At 70.0% G+C, this 18,929-nt stretch carries 18 protein-coding genes; 12 read left to right on the top strand and 6 right to left on the bottom strand.

Annotation, left to right across the window (positions count from 1 at the left end; translation table 11 throughout):
* Positions 1–78: 78 nt before the first annotated feature.
* The 4 genes from obgE to CKO28_RS14810 all read left to right on the top strand — a co-directional run bounded on the left by obgE (position 79) and on the right by CKO28_RS14810 (position 5,052).
* Positions 79–1,131: a GTPase ObgE gene (obgE, locus tag CKO28_RS14825; protein WP_200341575.1), complete on the top strand. Its 1,053-nt coding sequence runs from the start codon at positions 79–81 to the stop codon at positions 1,129–1,131.
* Positions 1,131–2,297 (top strand): glutamate 5-kinase, encoded by a 1,167-nt coding sequence (gene proB, locus CKO28_RS14820; protein ID WP_200341574.1) that lies wholly within the window; start codon positions 1,131–1,133, stop codon positions 2,295–2,297. Before obgE ends, proB begins: the two co-directional genes overlap by 1 nt.
* A 261-nt stretch (positions 2,298–2,558) precedes the next feature.
* The gene (locus CKO28_RS14815; protein WP_200341573.1) at positions 2,559–3,836 is read left to right on the top strand and encodes a glutamate-5-semialdehyde dehydrogenase; all 1,278 of its coding nucleotides are present in this window, start codon (positions 2,559–2,561) and stop codon (positions 3,834–3,836) included.
* 124 nt (positions 3,837–3,960) lie between these two features.
* Entirely contained in the window at positions 3,961–5,052 is a 1,092-nt protein-coding gene (locus CKO28_RS14810; protein WP_200341572.1) for a GGDEF domain-containing protein, read from the top strand.
* A 163-nt stretch (positions 5,053–5,215) separates the two neighbouring features.
* On the opposite strand, the gene CKO28_RS14805 is transcribed toward CKO28_RS14810, so the two are convergent.
* On the bottom strand, positions 5,216–5,791 hold the full coding sequence (locus CKO28_RS14805; RefSeq protein WP_200341571.1) for a hypothetical protein: 576 nt from the start codon (positions 5,789–5,791) through the stop codon (positions 5,216–5,218).
* Positions 5,792–6,124: 333 nt separating this feature from the next.
* Here CKO28_RS14805 and CKO28_RS14800 point away from each other — a divergent pair, with 333 nt between their 5' ends.
* From CKO28_RS14800 to CKO28_RS14765, 8 genes are all read left to right on the top strand, one after another.
* On the top strand, positions 6,125–6,853 hold the full coding sequence (locus tag CKO28_RS14800; protein ID WP_338050140.1) for a nicotinate-nucleotide adenylyltransferase: 729 nt from the start codon (positions 6,125–6,127) through the stop codon (positions 6,851–6,853).
* 355 nt (positions 6,854–7,208) lie between these two features.
* The gene (rsfS, locus tag CKO28_RS14795; RefSeq protein ID WP_200341570.1) at positions 7,209–7,565 is read left to right on the top strand and encodes a ribosome silencing factor; all 357 of its coding nucleotides are present in this window, start codon (positions 7,209–7,211) and stop codon (positions 7,563–7,565) included.
* Positions 7,566–7,737: 172 nt separating this feature from the next.
* Positions 7,738–8,193, top strand: a complete 456-nt coding sequence (gene rlmH / locus CKO28_RS14790; protein WP_200341569.1) for a 23S rRNA (pseudouridine(1915)-N(3))-methyltransferase RlmH — start codon at positions 7,738–7,740, stop codon at positions 8,191–8,193.
* A 145-nt stretch (positions 8,194–8,338) separates the two neighbouring features.
* The gene (gene gpmI / locus CKO28_RS14785; protein WP_200341568.1) at positions 8,339–9,943 is read left to right on the top strand and encodes a 2,3-bisphosphoglycerate-independent phosphoglycerate mutase; all 1,605 of its coding nucleotides are present in this window, start codon (positions 8,339–8,341) and stop codon (positions 9,941–9,943) included.
* Entirely contained in the window at positions 9,930–11,369 is a 1,440-nt protein-coding gene (locus tag CKO28_RS29140) for a peptidoglycan DD-metalloendopeptidase family protein (protein WP_200341567.1), read from the top strand. Before gpmI ends, CKO28_RS29140 begins: the two co-directional genes overlap by 14 nt.
* Positions 11,369–12,700, top strand: coding sequence for a S41 family peptidase (locus CKO28_RS14775; RefSeq protein ID WP_200341566.1), 1,332 nt, complete (start codon positions 11,369–11,371; stop codon positions 12,698–12,700). The genes CKO28_RS29140 and CKO28_RS14775 overlap by 1 nt, the downstream gene beginning before the upstream one ends.
* Positions 12,701–12,775: 75 nt before the next feature.
* Positions 12,776–14,143 (top strand): divergent polysaccharide deacetylase family protein, encoded by a 1,368-nt coding sequence (locus CKO28_RS14770; protein ID WP_200341565.1) that lies wholly within the window; start codon positions 12,776–12,778, stop codon positions 14,141–14,143.
* A 55-nt stretch (positions 14,144–14,198) separates the two neighbouring features.
* A complete protein-coding gene (locus CKO28_RS14765) occupies positions 14,199–14,747 on the top strand; it encodes an RNA pyrophosphohydrolase (RefSeq protein ID WP_242480578.1) in 549 nt (182 codons plus the stop codon).
* Here CKO28_RS14765 and CKO28_RS14760 read toward each other — a convergent pair.
* The 5 genes from CKO28_RS14760 to atpD all read right to left on the bottom strand — a co-directional run bounded on the left by CKO28_RS14760 (position 14,744) and on the right by atpD (position 18,865).
* Entirely contained in the window at positions 14,744–15,100 is a 357-nt protein-coding gene (locus CKO28_RS14760) for a HepT-like ribonuclease domain-containing protein (protein WP_200341564.1), read from the bottom strand. The genes CKO28_RS14765 and CKO28_RS14760 overlap by 4 nt on opposite strands.
* Positions 15,090–15,482 (bottom strand): nucleotidyltransferase domain-containing protein, encoded by a 393-nt coding sequence (locus CKO28_RS14755; protein ID WP_200341563.1) that lies wholly within the window; start codon positions 15,480–15,482, stop codon positions 15,090–15,092. The genes CKO28_RS14760 and CKO28_RS14755 overlap by 11 nt, the downstream gene beginning before the upstream one ends.
* Positions 15,483–15,672: 190 nt before the next feature.
* A complete protein-coding gene (locus CKO28_RS14750; protein WP_242480576.1) occupies positions 15,673–16,587 on the bottom strand; it encodes an acyl-ACP desaturase in 915 nt (304 codons plus the stop codon).
* Between the two features lie 321 nt (positions 16,588–16,908).
* A complete protein-coding gene (locus CKO28_RS14745) occupies positions 16,909–17,331 on the bottom strand; it encodes a F0F1 ATP synthase subunit epsilon (RefSeq protein ID WP_200341562.1) in 423 nt (140 codons plus the stop codon).
* Positions 17,332–17,437: 106 nt separating this feature from the next.
* Positions 17,438–18,865 carry a F0F1 ATP synthase subunit beta gene (atpD, locus tag CKO28_RS14740; protein ID WP_200341561.1) on the bottom strand — a complete coding sequence of 476 codons (1,428 nt, stop codon included), beginning with the start codon at positions 18,863–18,865 and terminating at the stop codon, positions 17,438–17,440.
* Positions 18,866–18,929 lie beyond the last annotated feature (64 nt).

Genomic DNA, 18,929 nt, shown 5'->3' with positions numbered 1-18,929 from the left:
GCCCACGGACCTTCGGTCCGCGGGCCCCTCCCTCTCCCCTCGAGGGAGAGGGGATTTCGAGCCGACGGGTGTCGTTAGATGAAATTCCTCGACGAAGCGAAGATCTACACCAAGGCCGGGGACGGCGGGAACGGCTGCATGTCGTTCCGGCGCGAGAAGTACATCGAGTTCGGCGGCCCGGACGGCGGCGACGGCGGGCGCGGCGGCGACGTCGTGGTGGTCGCCAAGGGCGGCCTGAATACCCTGATCGACTTCCGTTACCACCAGCACATCAAGGCCGAACGCGGGCACCACGGCAGCGGCAAGAACCAGACCGGCGCCAACGGCAAGGACGCGGTGATCGCGGTGCCGGTCGGGACCCAGCTGCTGGCCGACGACAAGGAAACGCTGCTCGCCGACCTGCAGGCCGACGGCGAGCACGTGGTGCTGTGCCGCGGCGGCGACGGCGGCTTCGGCAACGTCCGCTACAAGTCCAGCGTCAACCAGGCGCCGCGCCGGGCCGACGACGGCTGGCCGGGCGAGGAGCGCTGGGTCTGGCTGCGGCTCAAGCTGATCGCCGACGTCGGCCTGGTCGGCCTGCCCAACGCCGGCAAGTCGACCTTCCTGGCGGCGGCCTCGCGCGCCCGGCCCAAGGTCGCGGACTACCCGTTCACCACCCTGCAGCCGAACCTGGGCGTGGCCGAGGCGCACGGCGAGCGGTTCGTGATCGCCGACGTGCCCGGTCTGATCGAAGGCGCCAGCGAGGGCCGCGGGCTGGGCGACCGCTTCCTGGGCCACGTCGAGCGCTGCAGCGTGCTCTTGCACCTGGTCGACGGCACCGAGGACACCGAGGCCGCCTACGCCAAGATCCGCCAGGAGATCGACGCCTACGGCCACGGCCTGGACGAAAAGCCGGAAGTGGTCGCGCTCAACAAGGTCGACGCCCTGCCCGACGACCTGGCCGAGGAGCAGGCCCAGCTGCTGGCCAAGGCGAGCGGACGGCGGGTGCACAAGGTCTCCGGCATCGCCGGCACCGGCGTGGCCGACCTGCTGGCCGAACTGCGCGGCTACATCCAGCGCGACCGCGAGGCGGCGCAAGAAGCCGCCGCCGCCCCGTTCGACCCGCTGGCCGCGGACCGGGAGGGGCGCTGATGGCCGGCGACGCGCACGCCGGGACGGCCGCGCCGTCCGCGACCCGCGGCGCCCTGCCCGCGCTGGCGCAGATGAAGCGGGTGGTGGTCAAGATCGGCTCCGCCCTGCTGGTCGAGGACACGGCCGGCCGGGTCAAGCGCGACTGGCTGAATGCGCTCGCCGACGACGTGGCCGCGCTCGCCGCGAACGGGACCGAGGTGGTGCTGGTTTCCTCCGGCGCGATCGCGGTCGGCCGGCACCAGCTGGGCCTGACCCGCAAGGCGATCCGGCTGGAGGAAAAGCAGGCCGCCGCCGCGACCGGTCAGATTCAGCTTGCCCACGCCTACCAGGAGGCGCTCGCCCGGCACCGGCTCACCGTGTCGCAGGTGCTGGTCACGCTCGCCGACACGGAGGAACGCCGGCGCCACCTGAACGCGCGCTCGACGATCGCCACGCTGCTCCGCCTGGGCGCGGTGCCGGTGATCAACGAAAACGACACGGTGGCCACCAGCGAGATCCGGTTCGGCGACAACGACCGTCTGGCCGCGCGCGTCGCCGCGATGATCGACGCCGAAGGCCTGGTGCTGCTGTCCGACATCGACGGCCTGTACTCCGGCGATCCCAAGCGCGATCCCGACGCCCGGTTCATCGAGCGGGTCGACGAGATTACCCCGGAGATCGAGGCGATGGCGGGCGCCGCCCTGCCCGGCTACTCCTCCGGCGGGATGGTCACCAAGCTGGCCGCCGCCCGGATCGCGGTCGCCGCCGGTTGCCACATGGCAATCGCGCAGGGCCGGCCCGAACACGCCCTCAGGTCGGTCGCCGAGGGCGGGCGCTGCACCTGGTTCGAGAGCCAGGTCGAGCCGCGTCAGGCGCGCAAGCGCTGGATCGCCGGCACGCTCAAGCCGGCGGGATCGCTGATCCTGGACGCGGGCGCGCTGAACGCGCTCAAGGCGGGCAAGTCGCTGCTGCCCGCCGGCGTCACCCAGGTCGACGGCCGGTTCGAACGCGGCGACGCGGTGATCGTGCGCGACGCCGAGGGGCGCGAGGTCGCCCGCGGCCTGACCGCCTACTCCGACGACGCCGCCCGGCGGATCATCGGCCACAAGTCCAAGGACATCGAACGGATCCTCGGCTACCGCGGCCGCGAAGAACTGATCCACCGCGACGACCTGGTGCTGTCGTAGGGGAACGGGGCCTGTCCCCGCGCGCCGGTTAGATGGTAAGACGCGCAAGCACGGTCGACGGCACGGATCCGACGGACGCCCGCCGCGGGTCCCCTCTCCTCCCCTGGGAGGAGAGGGCCAGGGAGAGGAGGTTGCCCGCGGCATCGATGCCCGTGGCCCCTCCTCCCCTAGCCCCGCCTCGCAGTGGGGGAGGGGGATCGGCAAAGCCGCCGCGACTCCCCAACAACTGCAAACGAAGAAACCACCGACGAGACCCCAACCATGACCGTTCAGGCGCTGCACGAGACGACCGACCTGAAGATCCGGATGCACGACGTCGGCACGCGCGCCCGCACGGCGGCGCTGGCGATGGCGCGGGCCGACGGCGCGGCCAAGGCGGCGGCGCTGAACGCCGCGGCCGCCGCGCTGCGCCGGCGCGCGGACGAACTGCAGCAGGCCAACCAGGCCGACGTCGACGCCGCCGACGGGCTGTCGGACGCGCTGCTCGACCGGCTGAAGCTGAGCCAGGACCGGATCGAGGGCATGGCCGCCGGGTTGGAGACGATCGCCCGGCTGCCCGACCCGGTGAACGCCACGCTGGCGCAGTGGGAGCGGCCGAACGGCCTGAACATCGCGCGCGTCTCGGTCCCGATCGGGGTGATCGGCATCATCTACGAAAGCCGGCCCAACGTGACCGCGGACGCGGGCGGGCTGTGCCTGATGGCCGGGAACGCCGCGATCCTGCGCGGCGGGTCGGAGAGCTGGCAGTCCGCCGGGGTGATCCTGGACTGCCTGCGCCAGGGCCTGGAGAGCGCCGGCCTGCCGGCGGACGCGGTACAGCGCCCGCCCTCGGCGGACCGGGAAAACGTCGGCCACATGCTTTCGATGGCCGAACAGATCGACCTGATCGTCCCGCGCGGCGGCAAGGGCCTGATCCAGCGGGTGATGGAGACTTCGCGCGTGCCCGTGCTGGCGCACCTGGAGGGCATCAACCACACCTACGTCCAGGCCAGCGCCGCGGTCGCCCAAGCCGTCTCGATCGTGCACAACGCCAAGCTGCGCCGCCCGGGCATCTGCGGGGCGACCGAGAAGCTGCTGCTCGACCGTGACGCGCTGGCAACGCACCTGGGGCCGATCGTCGACGACCTGAGCGCGGCCGGCTGCGAGCTGCGCGGCGACGACACGGTGTGCGCCGCGGACAGCCGGATCCAGCCGGCCGCGGCGGCGGACTGGGACACCGAGTACCTGGCGCCGATCCTGACGATCGGCGCGGTCGACGGCCTGGACGGCGCGATCGCCCATATCAACCGCCACGGCAGCGGCCATACCGAGGCGATCCTGACCGCGGACGCGGGCGCGGCCGAGCGGTTCGGGCGCGAGGTCGACGCCGCGATCTGCATGGTCAACGCCTCGACCCAGTTCGCCGACGGCGGCGAGTTCGGCATGGGGGCCGAGATCGGCATCTCGACCGGCCGCCTGCACGCCCGCGGGCCGGTCGGCGCCCAGCAGCTGACCAGCTACAAGTACGTCGTCCGCGGCACCGGCCAGACCCGGCCGTAAGCCGGTCGGTTCCGCAACGCGCGCGGAGTCTCCGAGCCCGGCGCGCCCGGCCTCAACCTTTTGCTAACCCATTCCGGGCTAGGTAAACCCGGGAGTCGGGCAGGCCGAAAGCTCGGAGACGGCGATGCAGCCAGGACAGACGGACGGCGCGCGCGCGATCGCCGAGCGGGCGATGGACGCGATGGCGCGCCACGACGTGCCGGCGACACCCGAAAACTATACCATCTGGTACGCCTACGCCGCCGGCTCCGACCCCGAGCTGGTCAAGGCGCTCGACGTCGTGATTTCCAACCACCGCAGTTTCACCGCCGAGCGCAACGCCGAGATCTACGAGCGCTTCGTCTCCCGCTCGCGCCTGGACCACACCGTCCAGGCGGCCGGCGAAGGGCTGGAAACCGCGATGGAGCGGGTCCTGCGCCTGCTCAGCGACTACGGCGCCGACCAGAGCGCGTACGGCCGCAAGCTGGCCCAGATCTCGGGCACGCTCGACGGCGGCCCGACCGCGGAGACGGTGCAGACGGTGCTGCGCCAGCTGCGCCAGGAGACCCGCGCGATCCTGATCAAGAACCAGGAGCTGGAGCACCGCCTGAGCCGCTCCAAGCGCGAGATCGAGCAGCTGCGCAAAGACCTGGAGACCGTCCGGCGCGACGCCCTGACCGACCCGCTGACCGGAATCGCCAACCGCAAGCAGTTCGACCAGCGGCTGCGCGAGGCCTGCGCCGCGGCGCTGGAGGACGGCGGCGCGCTCGCGCTGGTGATGGCCGACATCGACCACTTCAAGGCGTTCAACGACCGCTTCGGCCACCGGGTGGGCGACGAGGTGCTGAAGCTGGTCGCCCGGCACCTGCGCAACCACCTCAAGGGCCGCGACACCCCGGCGCGCTACGGCGGCGAGGAGTTCGCCCTGATCCTGCCGGCGACCACGCTCGAAGGCGCCGCCGTGGTCGCCGACCAGATCCGCCGCAGCCTGGCGCAGCACAGCCTGACCAGCCGCCAGACCGACCTGCGCTACGGCAAGGTGACGCTGTCGCTCGGCATCGCGGTCTACCAGCTGGGCGAGCGGCTGGACGACCTGCTGCAGCGCGCCGACCGCGCGCTCTACCTCGCCAAGCAGGACGGCCGCAACCGCGTCTGCACGGAGGCCCAACTGCCCGCCGACGCCCCCGGCGAGGTACCCGCCTTCACCACCGCCAACCTGGGCCGGCTGGGGGCGTAGCACAGCTCTGTCGGTTACGGCCGGTTTTCAGCCGGCCCACCGGTGCCGGAGGTGAGCGCGTGGACAAAGGTGGGGCGCCATGGTGGCTCCCGCCTGCTACGAACAAAACAGCCGCCGCACCGTATCAGCTGCGGCGGCTGCGGATTTGAGGCGGCTAACCGGGCTAGCTTGTTGGCGCCACCTCCGAACGTACATACTCCCATGTGTATTCGGCGGCACTGGATCGCCGGTCGTTACGCTCTTGCGAGAACTTGACCGGATGCCCCTCCTCTGGGGACACGTAGAAGGTTTGCTTTGTCCACTTGCTGTTACAAAGCACTCGGTAGGTGTCGTAACTGCCGGCCGGGACGGTCACGCGTGCGGTTCCAGTGACCTCACATCCGGTGCCGGAGTCCCAGCCGTTCCCGTTCGAGAAGCCGGTCGCTGCGTAGGACCAGGCTTTTCCGACTTCCAGAGGCCAGATGTCGTCGCCCGACATACCGCTGAATTCCCGATACCCGGTACTGCCGCCACAGCCCTCCCAGGATTTCGTCGGCGAGAAGAACCGGCCATAGCTGAGATCCCGCGCCCAGGTGCACCCGGTATTGGCCTCGCGCGTGACAATCGAGCCGTCGATGGACACGATACGGCTCCATCGGTCCTCACCATCTTGCTTGCCATAGACGGTATCTCCAACTTGCGGCGCTCCTGGGTCCGGCATCGGCGCAAGTTCGCTTTGAACCGGCTGTTCGGCGGACATACTCGTTTCGGTGGAATCGGAAGTTGTCTGGCATGCGGCCAGCGTAAGTCCGAGAGATGCTAATAGGACTGCCTTGGTGGTATGCACGGCACGACCCTCCCCGATTGGAAAACAACACAAGATGCTCTGTAACACGATTATTATCTAACCGACGCGATTAGACCAGCAGAATCTGCACGCCAAGGGCCCTGCGAGAGCTTTGCGCTATCGTTTGGCGTGCACCGGACTCAACTCTGGCCTGGATGTTTGACAGTCACGGCGTCGCCGGCCGACAGTCGCGGGCGTTCACCCTACCGCCCTGCCAACGACTTCCTTTTCGAGGCGTCACGCGACGTGATTTCCGGTTCCGAGAGCGAGTGTGCGTCGTGGCGTCCCCGAAGTTCTGGTGTCATTTACGGCGCCTGGGCGGCGGCCGGCCGGTCCGCGCTGACCAGCCGGCCGGCCACGCCACGGCGGCTGGCGCGCGCGCTGGGCGGTCAGTTGCCGGCGCGCGGACAGCGGATCGGTTTGCTCGGCGGGTCGTTCAACCCGGCCCACGGCGGTCACCTGACGATCTCCGAGGCGGCGCTCAAGCGCCTGCGGCTGGACGCGGTCTGGTGGCTGGTCACGCCGCAGAACCCGCTCAAGCCGAAAACCGGGATGGCGCCGCTCGCCGACCGGCTGGCCGGGGCGCGGGCGGTGATCCAGGGCCGGCCACGCGTGCGCGCCACGGCGATCGAGGCGGACCTCGGCACCCTGTACACGCTGGACACCTTGCGCGCCCTCACCCGGCGGTTCCCGGGCGTGCGCTTCGTCTGGCTGATGGGCGCGGACAACCTGGTGCAGATCGACCGCTGGGCCGGCTGGCCGCAAATATTTCACAGCGTGCCCGTTGCCGTTTTCGACCGGCCCAATTATTCTTTACGGGCGAGTGCCGCGAAAGCGGCACAGCGGTTCCGCCGGGCCCGGGTGCGGGAATGCAACTCGGGCCAGTTGGCGGACCAGGAGCCGCCGGCCTGGGTTTTCCTGCACGCGACCAGGGACCCGCGGTCGGCGACGGAAATCCGGGCGCAACGCCGCTGAACTGCCGGCTCAGACAGACCGGCCGGCATTTGGCAGCGACCGCCGAGACGCAGGCAGACCTGCAGGCGAACCTGAAGGACACGACCGTACCCTTGCCGACCGCCGCGCGCCGCCGCACCGGTCCCGCCCGCCGCCCCCTGAAACCAGGGATGTCGCGGCTGGGGGCGGATCGGGCCAAGGCTCGGGCGGTTGCGTCGTTGTCGGCTGCCGGGCCGAGTTCGGCGTACGGCGGGCGGACCGGTCGGTCCGCGCGTCCGGTCCCGCAATCCCGTTTGGTGGAGAGGTAACCATACCAACCGCGCGCACAGCGGGCGCCCCGACGCACGCGCCCAATCTCGAGGAGGTCAGCCGGGACATGCTCGAGCTGGTCAAGACGTCGCTGGACGACGATCAGGCGGATAACGTCGTCGTCATCGAGCTCGCCAGTAAAAGCACCATGGCGGACTACATGGTGGTCGCCAGCGGCCGCTCCAGCCGCCAGGTCGCCTCGATGGCGGACAAGCTGCGGGAAAAGATCAAGCAGACCGGCCGCGGCGAAGTGCCGGTCGAGGGCATGACCCGCGGCGACTGGGTCCTGGTCGACGCCGGCGACGTGATCGTCCACCTGTTCCGGCCCGAGGTCCGCGCGTTCTACAATCTGGAAAAGATGTGGGGCGGTCCGACCATCGACGAGAGCATCGACGACCCGTCGAGCGAGAACGTGCTGGCGTAACCGGGCGGTGGCGCCGGGCCGGCCGGGCAGGGCCCGGGTCGCCACGCGCACGCGGGGTTCACGCCGTGTCGGCGTCCGGCCGTGCGGTGGCCGGCCGTGTCGCGCGCGGCGTGCTCGCCGGCCGTGTCGCGCGCGGCGTGCTCTAATGCCGCGCCAAGCTCCGGACACCCAAATGCGCCTGACCCTGGCCGCCGTCGGCCGTTGGAAGCGCGGGCCGTTGCCCGAGCTGTTCGAGGACTACCGAAAGCGTCTCGCCTGGCCGCTCGCGCTCAAGCAAGTCAGCGCGCGCAAGCCGCTCGAGGGCGACCAGCTGAAAGCCCACGAGGCCGAGCTGCTACGGGCAGCGCTGCCCGAGCAGGCCACCCTGGTCGCCCTGGACGCCGGCGGCACGGAACTGTCCAGCCGGGCGTTCGCCGACCGGCTGGGCGCCTGGGAAGACCACGGCGTCGGCGAGGTCGCGTTCGCGATCGGCGGTGCGGAAGGGCTGGATTCGGGGTTGCTGCAGCGCGCCGACCTGAAGCTCTCGCTCGGCGCGATGACTTGGCCGCACATGCTGGTCCGCGTGCTGCTGGCCGAACAGCTGTACCGCGCCCAGGCGATCCGGCAGGGCCACCCCTACCACAAATGACCGCCGCCGACCCGAGGGCGCCGGCCTGATTCACCCCACGGGCTGGCCGCTCATGGCCGACCGGCGGGACTCCTTGCCGCGCCGCCGAAAAGGCAGCCGCCGGCCCCTGTCGTGAGCCGGCCGGGTCGGCTATAAAGGGGATGCCATGAGCGAACCGCACGCACCCCCGGCCGCACCCAATCCCAACCGGCCCCGTCCGGTCGTCCTGTGTGTCCTGGACGGCTGGGCGCTCAACCCCGATCCCACCCACAGCGCCGTCGCCCAGGCGGACACCCCGGTGATGGACCGGCTGTGGCAGGCGAGCCCGCATGCCACGCTGTCCACCTTCGGCGGCGACGTCGGCCTGCCCGAGGGGCAGATGGGCAACTCCGAGGTCGGGCACATGAACCTCGGCGCCGGGCGGATCGTGCCGCAGGACCTGGTGCGCATCGACGACGCCTGCGACGACGGCACGATCGCGGAATCGCCGGCGATGAAGGAGGCGATGGCCCGCCTGGTGGAGGGCGACGTGACCTGCCACCTGATCGGCCTGGTCTCGCCCGGCGGCGTGCACAGCCACCAGCGCCACATCGCCCACCTGGCGACCGCGATGATCGCGGCCGGCCTGAACGTCAGGATCCACGTCTTCACCGACGGCCGCGACACCCCGCCGGACAAGGCCGCGGACTACATCCGCACCCTGCAGCGGGAGGCGCCGGAGGCGGAGATCGCGACCGTGACCGGCCGCTACTACGCGATGGACCGCGACAAGCGCTGGGACCGGGTGGAGCAGGCCTATAACGCGCTCGTCGACGCCGCTGGCCGGGCCACCGCGCCGGACGCGGTCACCGCCGTGCAGCAGGCCCACGCCAACGGCGCCACCGACGAGTTCGTGCCGGCAACCGTGATCGGCGACTACGCCGGCATCGCCGACGGCGACGTGCTGGTCTGCGCCAACTTCCGCGCCGACCGGGTGCGCGAATTGCTGGGCGCGCTGGTCGACCCCGAGTTCGACGGCTTCGACCGCAAGCGGATGCCGTCGTTCGCCGCCGCGGTCGGGATGGTCGAGTACTCCGACCGGCTGAACCAGCTGATGGACCCGATCTTCCCGCCGCTGGAGCTGGACAACATGTTCGGCGAGGTGGTGTCTCAGGCGGGCCTGACCCAGTTGCGCGCGGCGGAGACCGAGAAGTATCCCCACGTCACCTTCTTCTTCAACGGCGGCGGCGAGGCCCAGTTCGACGGCGAGGACCGCAAGATGGTGCCCTCGCCCAAGGTGGCGACCTACGACCAGCAGCCGGAGATGTCCGCGCCCGAATTGACCGACGCGCTGATCGAGGCGGTCGAGGGCGGCCGGTACGACGTCATCGTCGTCAACTACGCCAACGCCGACATGGTCGGGCACACCGGCGACATGCAGGCCGCGATCCGGGCGGTCGAGACGGTCGACAGCTGCCTGGGCCGGCTGAGCGAGACGGTGCTGAAGGCCGGCGGCTGCATGCTGGTCACCGCCGACCACGGCAACGCCGACCAGATGGTCGATCCCGAAACCGGCGGGCCGCACACCGCGCACACGACCTTCCCGGTTCCGGTTCTGCTGGCGGGCGCGCCGGAGGGCGTGCAGGGCCTGCACGACGGTATCCTGGCCGACGTGGCGCCCACGCTGCTGGCGCTGCTCGACCTGCCGCAGCCGGAGGATATGGACGGCCTGTCGCTGCTCGACGGGGCGCCCGCCTACCGACAAACCGCCGCAGATCGTGCGACAGCCTGACTCGCACCGCTCCCGGCTGCTGAAACGCGCGCTGCCGGCGCTGCTGGCAGCGCTGGTGGCGGTCGGCCCGACCGCGCCGGCGGCGGCACAGGACGGCGGCGACCCGCCGTCGGGCACCTCGCTGGAGACGATCGAGGAGCGCGCGCGGCAGCGCCGCGAGCAGGCGCGCGATCTCAAGCAAAAAGCGGCGACCCTGTCCGAACAGGCGCGCAGCCTTAAGGCGAAGTCGGTCACCGTCGCCCGGCGGATCCAGGAGCTGGAGCGCGAACTGACCGACATCGAGCATACGCTCGCCACTCTGGAGGCCGAGCGCCGGCGCAAGCGCCAGCAGCTCGACGCGCGCCGCGGTCAGCTGGCCAAGACGCTCGCCGCCTTGCAGCGGATCGCCGTCTTGCCGCCGGAAGCGCTCGCGGTGGCCCGGGCGTCCCCGCTGGAGATCGTCCGCTCCGCCAACCTGCTGCAGGTTGCCATCCCGGAGATCGAGCAACGCGCCCAGGCGCTGAAGCGCGAGATCGCCGACCTGCGCCAGCTGAGCCAGGAGATCACCGATCAGCGCGCCGAGCTGCGCGAAACCGCCAGCGAGGTAGAGCAGGAGCGCGCGGAGCTGGAGCAGCTGGCCGCCCGCAAGCGCGAGCTGCGCGCGGAAGCGATCCAGCGCTCGCAAAGCGCGGCGGAGGAGGCCGAGGCGCTGGCCGACCGGGCGGAGACGATGCGCGAACTGATGGCGGAGCTGCAGGCCCAGCGTGCCGCCCGCGAGGCGGCGATGCGCGCGCGCCGGGACAACGCCGCCCCGACCCCGGCGACCAAGCCCACACCGCCGTCGCGGCAGGCCGGCAGCCGCGCCGCGCCGGCCGAGAAACCGGCCGCGGGGACCCAGACCGCCGCCCGCACGCCGCCGGCACCGGGCGCGCGCGCGCCCGGTGCCGGCGGCGTGCGTCTTGACAGGCCCGCCGACATCCGCGACTTCCCCGACAGGCACAACAGCCTGAGCGTTCCGGCCGCGGGCCGGATCGTGACCCGCTACGGCGAGCGCATGCGGCGCGCCGGCGGCCGGGTCAGCGCCAAAGGGATCGAGATCGTCACCCGGCCGGGCGCGCAGGTGGTGGCGCCGTACGACGGCAAGGTCGTCTACGCGGGACCCTTCCGGGGCTACGGGCGTATCTTGATAATAGAACACGGCGGGCGATATCATAGTCTTCTAGCCGGGCTCGAACGGATCGATGCGGTGGTCGGACAATGGGTGCTCGCGGGCGAGCCCGTCGGCGTGATGGCGGGCGGCGCGACGGCGGGCGGAACCGGGGCTGGCGGCCAGATCAACCCGCCGGCGGGCCGAACTCCGAAACTCTATGTGGAACTCAGGCGCACCGGGCAGCCGATCAATCCGCTGCCCTGGCTCGCGCGAACCGGCGACAAGGTACGAGGTTGATGCGACATTTCCGACTGGCCGCGACGCTCTGCGCCGCTCTGCTGGCTTTCGCCCCGACGGCGCCCGCGATCGCGCAAAGCGACAACGTTGACGGCGCGAGCGAGGAGCGGTCCGACACCTACCGCCAGCTGAAGCTGTTCGGCGACGTGTTCGAGCGCGTGCGCGCCGACTACGTCGAACAGACCAGCGACAAGGAGCTCATCGAGGCCGCCATCCAGGGCATGCTGAGCAACCTGGACCCGCACTCCAGCTATCTCTCCAAGGAGAACTTCCAGGAGATGCAGGTGCAGACCCAGGGCGAGTTCGGCGGCCTCGGCATCGAGGTCACGATGGAGCAGGGCGTGATCAAGGTGGTCTCGCCGATCGACGACACACCGGCGGCCCGCGCGGGCATCCGCGCCGGCGACCTGATAATCGCGCTCGACGGCCAGCCGGTGACCGGCCTGTCGCTCTCGGAGGCGGTCGATCAGATGCGCGGCAAGGTCGGCACCGAGATCAAGCTAACCATCCGCCGCGGCCAGCGCGAACCGTTCGAGGTCACGATCGAGCGCGAGAAGATCACCATCCAGTCGGTCCGCTCCAAGACCTTCGGCGATGTCGGCTATCTGCGCATCACCACCTTCAACGAGCAGACGCAGCCCGGCCTCGAGGAGGAGATCGCCGCGATCAAGGACGAACTGGGCGACGATCTGCAGGGCTACGTGATCGACCTGCGCAACAATCCGGGCGGCCTGCTCGACCAGGCGATCTCAGTGTCCGACAGCTTCCTGAAGCAGGGCGAGATCGTCTCGACCCGCGGCCGCGACCCCGAGGACAGCCAGCGCTACAACGCCGAAAACGGCGACATGACCGGCGGCAAGCCGCTGGTGGTGTTGATCAACGGCGGCTCCGCCTCGGCCTCGGAGATCGTGGCGGGCGCGCTGCAGGACCACGACCGGGCGATCATCATGGGCACGCGGTCGTTCGGCAAGGGCTCGGTGCAGACGATCATCCCGCTGCCCGGCCACGGCGCCATGCGCCTGACCACGGCGCGCTACTACACGCCCAGCGGGCGGTCGATCCAGGCCAAGGGGATCATGCCCGACATCACCGTCGAGCCGGCCGACGTCGAACTGATCGACCGGCCGGAGGCCCGCCGCGAATCCGACTTGCGGGGCGCGCTCGAGAACGGCGAGCAGAACGGTGCCGCCAACGACAACGCGACGTCGGACAGCGCCGAACAGCAGGAGGCCAAGCAGGACGCCGCCCAGCTGAACGAGGACTACCAGCTGTCCCGGGCGGTCGATCTGCTGCGCGGCCTGACCCTGTTCAAGCAGCGCGTGGCCAACTGATCCGCCGACCGCCTTGCGCCGGTGCCGCAGCCGGCCGCCAGCCCCCTTGCCACCGCCAATCAGGGAACGGGCACCTTGAGCAGCGCTGACGGCAGGCCGCGCCGGCGCGGTCCGATCGCCCTGGTTCTGGCGTGGCTGGCGGTGCTGGCAGCCGGCGCTGCGATCGCGACCTACGCGGTCGTCACCGGGCCGACCGGCCGCCCGGTCGACGACCGCCCGCGGTTGTCGATGTCCCTGCCGCAACCGATCGCCCCGGAACCGCCTTCTCAGGAGGCCGAAGCTGGCGACACCGTACCGTCGGACGACGCCGAGACGGCCGAGCCCGAGGGCGCCGCAACGCAAGGAGCGCAGGGTGAGACGGCGGCGGCCGAGGCGGAGCCGCCCGACCAAACGCCGGCGGCCGGCACCAGCGGGGCGGCGGACGCCGCGGCGGCCGCCGGCCCGGACGAGCAAGCCGGCCAGGCCGGCGGGGTCGCCGCCAACATCCCGCAGCCGCCAACCCAGCTGGACGGCGGACCGACCGACCTGCTCGCGGACGAGGGAGCGAACGGTTCCCCTGAAGGCGCGGCCGCGCGGACGGCCGAAACCGGCCAGCAGACGGCAAACCGCACCGCCCCTTCGGACACGGCGCCCGCTACATCCGGCGATTCGGCGTCGCGCGTGCCGCAGCTGCCGGTGCGCGATTCCAATGCGCCGGCGTGGAAACGCTACGCCCAGCGCATGACCCCGCCGCAGGGCGTGCCCAAGATCGCCATCATCGTGCGCGGCCTGGGGCTATCGAGCGCGGCCGCGGAAACCGCCGTGAACCGGCTGCCGGCCAACGTGTCGCTGTCGTTCACGCCGTACGCCCGGGACCGGGCCAAGGCCTGGGCCGCGGAAGCCCGGCGCAACGGGCATGAAGTGCTGGTCGACCTGCCGATGGAGCCGGCGAACTACCCGGCGACCGATCCCGGGCCCCAGGCGATCATGACCGAGATCAGTGCGCGCGAGAACCTGCAGCGGCTGGCGTGGCTGCTCGGTCAGGTCGACCGGGAGGTCGGCGTGGTCGCACAGATGGGCGCCGCGGTGCTCGCCAACCGCCAGGTCGTCGAGCCGGTGCTGCAGGCGCTCAAGGCGCGCGGGCTGATGTTCGTCGACAACGGCGTCGTCGCCGACAGCGCCGCGCGCGAGATCGCCCAGCGCCTGGGCTTGCCCTTCGCGGTCAACGACCGCACCCTGGACGGTGGTCAGGTTAGCCGGCGCGCGATCGAGGCGCGGCTGGTCGAGGCCGAGCGGCTGGCCCGGGAGCAGGGCTTGGCGGTGGTGATGGCCCACCCCTACCCTGTCAGCCTGGAGTTGCTGGCGAGCTGGACCGACCGGCTGGGCGCGCGCGGCTTCGTTCTGGTGCCGGCCAGCTATGCGGCGATCGAGCGGGCCGGGCAGAACGCCGCCCAACTGCGCTGAGCGGTCCGCCCGACGCGGTCGCGGACCGCAGACGAGGCACGGCGGACGACCAAAGATGGAGGCGACCGACCGCGACATGCCCGAGCAGCACGCCCCCCGCCCCACGCCGGAGCAGATCGAACGCCTGCCCTACCGGCCCTGCGTCGGGTTGATGCTGCTGAATAGCCGCGGGCAGGTGTTCGTCGCCCAGCGCGTCGACGTCCGCGGCACCGCCTGGCAGATGCCCCAGGGCGGCATCGACCCGGGCGAAAGCCCGCGCGAGGCGGCGATGCGCGAACTCAAGGAGGAGATCGGCACCGACAGCGCCGAGATCCTGGCCGAGAGCGCCCACTGGCACCGCTACGACCTGCCCGCCCACCTGATCCCCAAGGTCTGGGGCGGCAAATATCGCGGCCAGACGCAGAAATGGTTCGCCCTGCGGTTCACCGGGGACGACGCCGAGATCGACCTGGAGGCACACGAGCAGGAGTTCCAGGCCTGGTGCTGGGCCGACGTCGACAAGCTGGCGTCGATGATCGTGCCGTTCAAACGCGACGTCTACGACCAGGTGATCGACGAATTCCGCCCAGTGGTCGACCGGCTGCGCGGCGGCGGCGCCAGTTAATCGACCTCTGCATCGATCCGCGCGACTTCGGTTTCCGCCATCGCTTTGATGGCCGGGAGCCTGGACTGCACGGTCGTCCATACAACGCCGGCGTCGAGGTTGTCGTAGTCGTGGCGAAATACGCTCCCCATCCGACGCAGAGCCGGAAGGTCGAGCATGGGATAATCTGTGTCGTACCGATCCCCGAGTTTTCTGGCGGCCTCGGAGATCCGTTCCAGACACCGTTCCACGGCGTCGCGCGCCTTGAGGTCGGTCTCGAACTGTGCCTGCGTCATACAAGCGACGTGCGCTTCGATCCGCGCGGCGTTGTCCCGGATATCTGCGAGGCGCTGCCGCGGCCGCTTAGTAGGCATAGACCGCCTCCCGATCCATGGCTTCGCGAACCGTGTGGCGCATATGGTCACGGATCGAGACATCCACGGGAACGCCCGCCAACGCGTCGGCAAGTCGACTTGCAACGATATCCTTGAGAGTCGTAAGCGCGAGCAAGTCCAGTTTGATGTCGTCCCGCATGGCCAGGACGACGTCGAGATCGCTGTCGGGCCTTTCGTCGCCTCGGGCGGTACTGCCGAAAACGCCGGCCCTTGCGACGCCCCGCCGTTCCAGTTCGGGCGCGAGCGTCCGTAACGCGTCCAGCGCCGGCACAAGGCGGACACTGACCGGCCGACCCGCGTTGAGCGCGTCGGCTGCGGCTTTCAGCCGGGCGACCTGATCTCGATGGACGGTGACGGTCACGTCCTGATAGCCCCGTTCCGCAAGCCGATTCCGTCGTGATCGTTGCCGCTCTGCTGCTGTCGTCGCCATAGCAGTAACCATAACAAGTGTTCGTTACAGTAACACGCTTGCGTCGCCCGCAAAACGAAAAGCCGCCGGCGGTTGGGCCGCCGGCGGCTGCGTGCAACGTCGGGTCGTTGTGGTTGCCGCTTTACGCGTTCGCGGCCGCCAGGCGGGACGCGCGGTGGCGGACGAACCACCAGGCGCCGCGCGCGGCCATCTGGGCGTACCAGCTCTGCGGGTTGAAGCCGGAGGCCTTGAGCGTCATCGAGACCGCGCGCTCGATCTGCTTGGGGTGATAGAACTCGAACGCCCGGCGCATGTAGGCCTGATTGTAGGTCCTGCGGTCGTACGCGGTACTGGGATCGCAGTTGGCCGCGTAATAGGCGTAGGAGAGTTCGTCGTCCTCCGTCTCCAGCACCCGGCCGAGCGCGACGCGCAGGCGCCGGATCCGGGTCGGGTTCTCGCTCTCCAGGTAGCGCTTCATGTTCTTGTAGAACATCTTGTAGTGGCGCAGCTCGTCCGCGGCGATGCGCTTGCAGATCTCCTGCAGCACCGGCTCTTGCGTGTGCTGGCCGATCGAGCCGTAGTAGGACGAGGTGCCGATCTCGACCATGCAGCGCGCCACCATTTCGCCGGCGCGGCTGCCGCGGATCGACTGGGTGGCGTCGATGTCCGGGCGGAAGCCGGCGACGAAGCGGTCGAAATGTTCCTTGTGGCGCCAGTTGGGATCGGCGTATTCCGCCCACTTGCCGAGCGCCTGCCCGTGCTGGACCTCCTCGTAGGCCCAGTGGTTGAACTCCTCGACCGCGTCGGGATCGTCGGAGAAGACGTTATTCAGATAGGTCGCGTAGTCCCATGCGTTGAACTCGACCATCGAGGCGGCCTTGATGATCTTGAGCAGCTCAGGGTCGACCTTCGACGGGTCGAACTTGTCCCACGGGATGTCCGTGTTCATGTCCCAGTGGCGCTGCGCGTCGACCGGCTTCTTGGTCTTCCGCTCGGCCGACTGCGGCGCCTCGGTCTGGGTGGCGGCGTGTGCCGCCGTGGTCTGTGTTTCGGCCATCAGGTATCCGCGCCTCGTCTTCGTCGCTGGAACGCGTCGTGTGGCGTGACTGGCGATATGGTTAACAGCCCCTAGGCTCTATAAAGCCACGGCTGCCGCGGGATTCAAGCCCCGTGGAGCGAGCGGGAAGGCCCGCATGGCCCGGTTTTCACCCTACCGTCGTCAACGTGCATCGATCCGGTGTGTTTCACGCCTGTGACACAAAACAACCGGGGCCCGTGATCCCACGGGCCCCGGTTTAGCCTGTCGATGCGGTGCGTTTGTGGCTCTGGGGTAAGATGCCGAGTGGTGGCTCCCAGTTTCAGCCGCTTTACCGAAGCGTCAGCCCTGCTCGACCGCGTGCAGGGCGCGCAGCTTGGCGTCCGCGACATCGACGCGCCGCTCGGCGTCGGCGCGTTCTTCCTCGCTCTTGGCGTCCTGCACGTCCTCGCGGGCGTTCTTGAGTTCCTGCTCGACGTCCGCCCGCTTGAGCTCGGACACCTTGATCGGGTGTTCCGCCAGAACGGTGCAACGCTCGTTCGTGATCTCGGCGAAGCCGCCGGCCACGAAATAGCGGTCGCGCACCGTGCGGCCGTCGTACAGCCCGACCACGCCCGCCTTCAGCGAGGTGATCAGCGGCGCGTGCCGGTACATCGCGCCGATGTCGCCGTCGGCACCCGGGATGACGACCATATCGGCCCCCTCGGACAGCAGCAGCTGTTCCGGCGAGACCAGCTCGAAGGCGATCTGTTCCTGTTCCGCCATCGGCGAAAACGCTCCCGATTGGACCGCGCGGACGCTCGGTCAGCCCGGTCCCGGACCGGCGCCAAAGGCGCCCCCGGAACCGGCAGCGGACCGGACCCGGCGGTGTTTACGCGGCTTCCTGAGCCAGCCTCTCCGCCTTCTCCATCGCCTCGTCGATCGTGCCGACCAGGTAGAAGGCGTTCTCGGGCAGGTGGTCGTAATCGCCCTGGCAGATGCCCTTGAAGCCCTTAATGGTGTCTTCGACGGCGACCAGCTTGCCGGGCAGGCCGGTGAACACCTCGGCTACGTGGAACGGCTGCGACAGGAAGCGCTGGATCTTGCGCGCGCGGGCGACGGTCAGCTTGTCCTCCTCGGACAGCTCCTCCATGCCCAGGATCGCGATGATGTCCTGCAGCGACTTGTACTGCTGCAGCACCCGCTGCACCTCGCGCGCGGTCTCGTAGTGCTCCTGGCCCAGCACGCGGCTGTCCAGGATGCGGCTGGTCGAGTCCAGCGGGTCCACGGCCGGGTAGATGCCCTGCTCGGCGATCGAGCGGGCCAGCACCGTCGTGGCGTCCAGGTGCGAGAACGCCGTCGCCGGCGCCGGGTCGGTCAGGTCGTCGGCCGGGACGTAAATCGCCTGGACCGACGTGATCGAGCCCTTCTTGGTCGTGGTGATCCGCTCCTGCAGCTCGCCCATGTCGGTGCCCAGCGTCGGCTGGTAGCCGACCGCGGAGGGAATCCGGCCCAACAGCGCCGAGACTTCCTGGCCGGCCTGGGTGAAGCGGAAGATGTTGTCGATGAACAGCAAGACGTCCTGGCCTTCCTGGTCGCGGAAGTATTCCGCCACGGTCAGGCCGGTCAGGCCGACCCGGGCGCGCGCTCCCGGGGGCTCGTTCATCTGGCCGTAGATCAGCGCGGCCTTGCTGTCGCCGTCGGGCTGGATCACGCCCGAGTCCATCATCTCGTGATAGAGGTCGTTACCCTCGCGCGTGCGCTCGCCGACGCCGGCGAACACGGAGTAGCCGCCGTGCGCCTTGGCGATGTTGTTGATCAACTCCTGGATCAGCACCGTCTTGCCGACGCCGGCGCCGCCGAACAGGCCGATCTTGCCGCCGCGCGGGTACGGCTCCAGCAGGTCGATCACCTTGATGCCGGTCACCAGCATCTCGGTCTCGGTGTTCTGATCGACGTACTCCGGAGCCTTGGCGTGGATCGGCGCGGTCTGCTTGGTCTTGATCGGACCGCGCTCGTCGATCGGCTCGCCGATCACGTTCATGATCCGGCCCAGGCACTCCGGCCCGACCGGCACCGAGATCGGCGCGCCGGTGTCGGTCACGTCCTGCCCGCGGGTCAGCCCCTCGGTGGCGTCCATCGCGATCGTGCGGACCTCGGTCTCGCCCAGGTGCTGCGCGACTTCGAGCACCAGACGGTTGCCGTGGTTGTCGCACTCCAGCGCGTTCATGATCGAGGGCAGGTCGCCCTCGAACTTGACGTCCACCACCGGGCCCAAGACCTGTGTGATCTTGCCGACCAGGTTCTTGCCCTGTGCCATGTGCGCTCTCGCTCCTTCGGGTTGAGCGTCGCGGACCCGACCGCCGCCTGCGCGCGCAAGCGCA

The organism is Rhodovibrio sodomensis, assembly GCF_016583645.1.
Taxonomy (GTDB): domain Bacteria; phylum Pseudomonadota; class Alphaproteobacteria; order Kiloniellales; family Rhodovibrionaceae; genus Rhodovibrio; species Rhodovibrio sodomensis.
Note: the sequence above shows the minus strand (reverse complement) of the source record. Positions and strands in the feature narration are given on the sequence as shown.

Excerpts from the sequence above, each read along its gene's own strand:
- obgE (WP_200341575.1), top strand. The coding sequence starts at position 79 with ATGAAATTCCTCGACGAAGCGAAGATCTACACCAAGGCCGGGGACGGC.
- proB (WP_200341574.1), top strand. The coding sequence starts at position 1,131 with ATGGCCGGCGACGCGCACGCCGGGACGGCCGCGCCGTCCGCGACCCGC.
- CKO28_RS14815 (WP_200341573.1), top strand. The coding sequence starts at position 2,559 with ATGACCGTTCAGGCGCTGCACGAGACGACCGACCTGAAGATCCGGATG.
- CKO28_RS14810 (WP_200341572.1), top strand. The coding sequence starts at position 3,961 with ATGCAGCCAGGACAGACGGACGGCGCGCGCGCGATCGCCGAGCGGGCG.
- CKO28_RS14805 (WP_200341571.1), bottom strand. The coding sequence starts at position 5,791 with ATGTCCGCCGAACAGCCGGTTCAAAGCGAACTTGCGCCGATGCCGGAC.
- rsfS (WP_200341570.1), top strand. The coding sequence starts at position 7,209 with ATGCTCGAGCTGGTCAAGACGTCGCTGGACGACGATCAGGCGGATAAC.
- rlmH (WP_200341569.1), top strand. The coding sequence starts at position 7,738 with ATGCGCCTGACCCTGGCCGCCGTCGGCCGTTGGAAGCGCGGGCCGTTG.
- gpmI (WP_200341568.1), top strand. The coding sequence starts at position 8,339 with ATGAGCGAACCGCACGCACCCCCGGCCGCACCCAATCCCAACCGGCCC.
- CKO28_RS14775 (WP_200341566.1), top strand. The coding sequence starts at position 11,369 with ATGCGACATTTCCGACTGGCCGCGACGCTCTGCGCCGCTCTGCTGGCT.
- CKO28_RS14765 (WP_242480578.1), top strand. The coding sequence starts at position 14,199 with ATGGAGGCGACCGACCGCGACATGCCCGAGCAGCACGCCCCCCGCCCC.
- CKO28_RS14760 (WP_200341564.1), bottom strand. The coding sequence starts at position 15,100 with ATGCCTACTAAGCGGCCGCGGCAGCGCCTCGCAGATATCCGGGACAAC.
- CKO28_RS14750 (WP_242480576.1), bottom strand. The coding sequence starts at position 16,587 with ATGGCCGAAACACAGACCACGGCGGCACACGCCGCCACCCAGACCGAG.
- CKO28_RS14745 (WP_200341562.1), bottom strand. The coding sequence starts at position 17,331 with ATGGCGGAACAGGAACAGATCGCCTTCGAGCTGGTCTCGCCGGAACAG.
- atpD (WP_200341561.1), bottom strand. The coding sequence starts at position 18,865 with ATGGCACAGGGCAAGAACCTGGTCGGCAAGATCACACAGGTCTTGGGC.